1 protein-coding gene is annotated in these 6,173 nt (G+C 50.8%); it reads right to left on the bottom strand.

The window, feature by feature from the left end; genetic code table 11:
- The coding region (locus Xind_RS19200; protein WP_187650890.1) for a non-ribosomal peptide synthetase at positions 1–6,173 on the bottom strand (6,173 nt) is incomplete at both ends.

Raw genomic sequence — 6,173 nt, 5'->3', positions numbered from 1 at the left:
GGCAGCTATCAATGGCATTTCATAGGCAGTGGCGAAAGTGGTTGTTTCCGTTGGGCCATAGACATGCAGTAAGTGCTCAGGTGGGTGATCAGATCGCAGACGAATGGCTGAACGCATATCGGTTTGTTCACCCCCGAAAAGGAGATAGCGTAAACCCGATAACGCGGGTGCAATCAGGCCAGCGTATTGGTTGAACAGCGCCGTCGTCAGAAACAGTGCGCTGACCCCTTCCGATGACAGACACTGACCAAAATAATCCGGCTGTAGCAAGGTTTTTTCCGGGATCAACAGGATACGCGCCCCATGCACCAGGCCCGCCCAGATCTCCCAGGTGGCAGCATCAAATGAAACATTGGCGCAGTGGGCGATACAGTCATCCGGCCCGATATCGGCAAAGCCATTATTGACAATCAGACGGAGCACATTGCGGTGCTCGACCATCACCCCTTTAGGTAAGCCGGTGGAACCAGAGGTGTAGATCACATAGGCCAGATGGCGTGACGTCAGCCCTAATGTCTGTCTATCCGGGTTATGAGTCGGTTGGTTTATCAGGCTCAATGCCTGATCATCCAGCGCTACAGTGGGGACAGTGCTATTCAGTTTGCCAATCGATTCCGTTTTGGTGAGCACCACCACGGGAGCAGCATCTTCCAGCATATACGCCAGCCGCTCAGCCGGATAAGCCGGATCGAGTGGCACATAGGCGCCGCCGGCCTTGAGGATAGCCAGTAAACCCACCACCATCTCTGGGCTGCGTTCAGTACAAATTGCCACCCGATCGTCCGGTTGTACGCCTAATTCAATCAGGTAGTGCGCCAGACGGTTGGCACGACAGTTGAGTTCACCATAGCTCAGTGTTTGCCCCTCAAACACTAAGGCCGTGGCATCAGGATGTTGTTCCACCTGAACTTCAAACAATGGGTGAATAAGGGCATCTTGCGGGAAATCTGCTTGCGTCGCATTGAAATCGACCAGCACTCGTTGCTGTTCCGACTCAGACAGTATCGGTAAAGTTGCGATAGACTGTGTCGCATCAGACGTCATCGCCGTCAGTACTCGTTTTAAGTAATCCACCATACGTTCGGCGGTGGTGTGATCGAACAAATCACTGGCATATTCCAGATCACCAATCAGGCCAGAGTCACTTTCGAACAGGGATAACGTTAAATCAAAGTGAGCACTGTGACGTGCTTGTTCAATGGGAACGAGTTGTAAATCCGGCAGCGTCAATGTTTGCGCTGATGTGTTATCTAAGGTCAACATCACCTGAAAAATCGGGCTGTAGCTCAGACTGCGTTCGGGTTGTAATGCTTCCACCAATTGCTCAAAGGGCAGATCCTGATGAGCATAGGCGGCCAGCGCTTGTTCCCGAACTTGCGCAAGCAGGTCAGCTATATTGGAAACATCACTCAGCGTGACACGTAAAGCCAACGTATTGACGAAGAAGCCGATTAACCCTTCAAGTTCATAATGTGATCGGTTGGCAACTGGCGTACCGATAACAACATCATCCTGACCACTGAGTCGGGCGAGGACAATGCTCCAGGCGGTCAGTATGGTCATAAACAACGTCGTATTGTGGCGCTGTCCAAGCTCTTTTAGTGATGTCAATAAGTGGGTATCAAGGTGGAAAGAGACCTGACCGCCAGTATAGGTTTGCACCGATGGGCGTGGTCGATCAGCAGGCAGAGTCAACAAAGCGGGAGCGTCTGCCAGTTGCTGACACCAGAATTCGCGTTGCTGAGTGAGAGCCGCTTCTTGCAGCCAATCGCGTTGCCAGACAGCATAGTCGGCATACTGAATGGGTAACGGTGGCAATGGATCATTATGACCGCTGAGAATAGCGCGGTAGCGTTCGCCCAATTCACGTATCAGTACATTAATCGACCAGCGATCAGAGATAATGTGATGTTGGGTGAGCAGCAACACATGCTCTTCGTCCGTCAGTTGCAGTAATTGCCCGCGGATCAATGGGCCTTCTGTAAAGTTGAAAGGCGTTTGTGCTTCAATGGCAGTTAGTTCGGCAATACGATGGGGGTGTTTTTCGGGTGTTAACAAGCGCAGGTCTTGGCAGGACAAGGTAAAGCCAATATCGGCCGAATCAATTTTCTGGTAAGGCTGTCCATCAATCAGCACAAAGCGGGTACGCAAACTTTCGTGACGAGCGACCAGTTGATCGAGCGCGGTGATCAGGGCATGGTGATTGAGCGTACCAATGAGGCGCAGTGCTAACGGAATATGGTAAGCCAGACTGGTCGCCGGATCGAGTTGACCAAGGAACCACAGTCGTTGTTGAGCGAAAGACAGCGGCAGTGGCTGGTTACGGTTGCTGACAGGAATAACCCTCTGAGCGGTTGTCGAAGTTTCGGTCAGTGTTTGCGCTAAATTTGCCAGCAGGGGATTAGCAAAAAGTTGTTGTAACGGTAATTCCCGCGCCAGATCCTGACGTACACGCGAAACGAGCTGGATAGCAAGCAGTGAATGGCCGCCAAGCTCAAAGAAATGGTCATGACGACCAATCTGTTCCAGCCCTAGCAGGTTTTGCCAAATTTCAGCCAACGCGACTTCCATCTCTCCCATTGGTGCTTCATAACCACGAACCATGATAGCCGATACATCGGGTGCTGGTAACGCCTGACGGTCAAGTTTGCCGTTGGGTGTCAATGGGAAGGTTTCGAGTATCACAAAGGCGCCAGGCAGCATATAGTCAGCGAGATACTGAGCCAGTTGCTGACGCAGTTCCGCAGGAACCAGTTCAACATTATCGAAAGGTCGCAGATAGGCAACCAGTCGTTTTTGTTCCCCGGCTTTTTCATATGAAGTATCTTCACCCAGGTTTCCACATAGATCTTCACGCAGGATAACGACCGCTTCACGTACCCCGTCACATTGCATCAATCGCGCTTCAATTTCACCGAGTTCAATACGGAAACCGCGTAGTTTGACCTGAAAATCTTTGCGGCCGAGGTACTCAATATTGCCGTCAGGGAGCCAACGACCGAGGTCGCCGGTTTTGTACATGCGGGCGTCCGGGGTTGAAGAGAACGGATCGGGCAGGAAACGTTCATCGGTCAGTTCAGGCCGATTCAGGTAACCACGGGCCACACCGACTCCGGCAATATGAATTTCGCCAATCACACCAAGAGGGGCTGGTTGCCCATGATGATCAAGAATATAGATCTGGGTGTTGGCAATGGGTCGGCCGATATGATGGACAAAGCCCTCTGTCCGTTTCATCCGAACCCAGGTTGAATAAGTTGTTGTCTCAGAAGGGCCATACAGGTTACATACATGTTGTATGCAAGTGCTGGCAAATAGACGCTCAACAATATGTGACTTCAATGCTTCACCCGCTAAATTGACCGTCTGGGTGGTCATAGGTACGGCGTTGACTTCAAGCAAGTGCGCAATGGCTGAGGGCACGGTATTGATTAAGCTGACGGGATGTTCAGTTGTGACCAGTGACAACACATCAGAAACGAGATGAACCGTACCGCCAGAAATTAATGGTGCAAAACATTCGTACACCGCCAAATCAAAACTCAGTGAAGTAGCAAAAAGGGTATTTATCAGCTCTTCGGAACTGAAATTTTGTTTTGCCCAAGTGAGGAAATTCACGGTGTTGCGGTGAGTAATCGCCACCCCTTTGGGTAATCCTGTAGAGCCGGAGGTATAGATTACATAGGCCAGATGATGTGATGTCAGCCCTGACTGTACATCAGGATTATAGACAGGTTGTGACGTCAGGAATGCTTCTTGTTGGTTATTGAGTACTATAGTTGTTATTGCAGTTGGTATTGCAGTTGGTATTACGTCATTGGTGCTTGTGTTAGTGGCAATTGTGTTGCTCAGCCGATCAGCCCATTCTGCTTGCGTCAGCATCACGATTGGTGCTGCGTCTTCGAGCATATACACCAGTCGCTCGGTTGGATAGACAGGATCGAGAGGTACATAAGCCCCTCCAGCTTTGAGAATGGCAAGCAGCCCTACCACCATCTCCAGACTGCGTGTCATACAAATTGCAACACGGTCGTCCGGGCGAACGCCCAGTGTGATCAGATGATGAGCCAGACGATTGGCTCGGTTGTTCAGTTCTTCATAACTGAGCGATTGCTCTCCGCATACCACAGCCGTTGCACCGGGAGTGCGGGCAACTTGAGTTTCAATCAATTGGTGAATCAAGGCATCTTGTGGAAAATCTGCCTGGGTAGCATTGAAGTCCACTAATAACTGTTGTCGCTCCGAATCTGGCAAAATTGACACTTGCAGGATAGGTTGTTGTGGAGCATGGATCAGGGCATCGACCAGACCACTGAGAGCCGTAGCGAGATACGCTGTGAGACGAGCCGGATCAATACTTGCTATGGTCAATGCGGTCAGTTGAAAACCGTCCCCCAGATCATCTACTGACAGAGTAATGGGGTAATTTGTGCGTTCTTCAGCGGAAACTAAACGTATATCTGCCCAAATTGTCTCGCTTGCATCGGCTTCGGCCTTACCCAGTTGACTATTATTCATTTGGCTATGACGGTAATTCAGCAGAGTACTAAACAGTGGCATCGGCTGTGCTATACCGCTGCACTGTTGTGCCAGCGCCAATGGTGCTTGTTCGTGTTCCAATAATGTTGTCAGACTGCGATAAGTCGCCTGTACCACTTCCTGTACGCTGTAATCCGCCAAAGAAACCCGCATTGGCAGAGTATTGATAAACATCCCCAGTATTTGATCGGCACCCGTGACGCCTTGTAGACGCCCAAGCAGCACAGAGCCAAAGACCACATCATCACTGCCGCTGGTCTGTGCCAGTACTTGCGCACAGGCCACATGGAACAGTACGCTTGGACTGACGCCCAAACGACGGGCTTGTGTACGGACAGCTTGTGCCAATACAGAAGAAAGCGAGAGACTGGCTTTTGCAATAGTGTCATCGTTGTCCGGCATAGAGAGCACACCAAACGGTGCTGTCGGCGCGTCAATACCAGCAAGTTGATCGCGGAAGAAAGCTTCATGCTCGGAAGCGGGTACGCTTAAAATTTGGGTAATAAAATTACGATAGGGCAATGCAACGGGCAACATTTCGGCATTTCCCTGCTGTATCTGAGCAATTTCGGCAAAAATCAGTTCCAGTGTTATATGGTCACTGACCAGATGGTGGAACCGCAGCGCCAACAGCCATTCATCCTGTGCCGGATCGTGAGCGATGTCAGCCGCGAATAATGGAGCACGATTCAAATCCAGGCGGTATCGACGAGGATCAGTATGAGCACGTAGCTGAGTCAGAACATCATCCGCTGTGGCGGGAGTAAAGTTGTTAATACACAGCGATGCCTGACGCCAGACCACTTGAACCGGTTGCGTCAATCCTTGCCAGCAAACTGCGGTACGCAGAATATCATGGCGATCGATAACCTGTTGCAGCGCTGACAGGAAAGTGTCGAGATGTTGACGGGTATTAAAAGCGAGCAGGGTTTGCAACAGATAGTCATCGCCTTGCGCCTGTAATAGGTGATGGAACAAGATACCTTCCTGCAACGGTGCCAGCGGATAAATATCCTGCACATTCCTTGCTCCGCCGGTAACTGTTTCGACGATAGTATCAATTTCAGTTTGCTCCAGTGAAGCCAGCGGCAACATATCGGGCGTGATGACGGCACAGCCTTCAACGATCAGGTTGGGTGGTACTACAAAGACATTGGTATCGTCTGGATACGTCAGAATAGTGTGTGCTAGTTCGGTGAGAATCGGGGTTGCAAACACACTGCGAACATCAAGCTGCCAGCCGAAACTGCGCAATTGTTCGATAAGATGAACAATCATCAGCGAATGGCCGCCGAGCGCAAAAAAGTGGTCGTGACGACCGACTTGCTCCAGTCCCAGTAAATCTTGCCAAATCTGTGCCAGAGCTATTTCTATTTCACCCATCGGGGCTTCATAGCCATGCGTTGCTACAGCAGATGAATCGGGGGCAGGGAATGCCTGACGATCAAGTTTGCCATTAGGGGTTAGCGGAAATGCTTCCAGTACCACATAGGCACTGGGCAGCATATAGCCCGCAAGATGTTGCGCCAGTTGCTGGCGCAGTTCAGCCGGCACCAGTTTAACCCCCGTCTGTGGCAGGAGATAAGCCACTAGCTGTTTTTGCCCCCCGGTTTTATCAGATATCGTTTCATGTA

The sequence above is a fragment of the Xenorhabdus indica genome (assembly GCF_014467235.1).
In the GTDB taxonomy this organism is placed as follows: Bacteria; Pseudomonadota; Gammaproteobacteria; order Enterobacterales; family Enterobacteriaceae; genus Xenorhabdus; species Xenorhabdus indica.
This window is presented reverse-complemented; position numbering and strand designations above follow the sequence as displayed.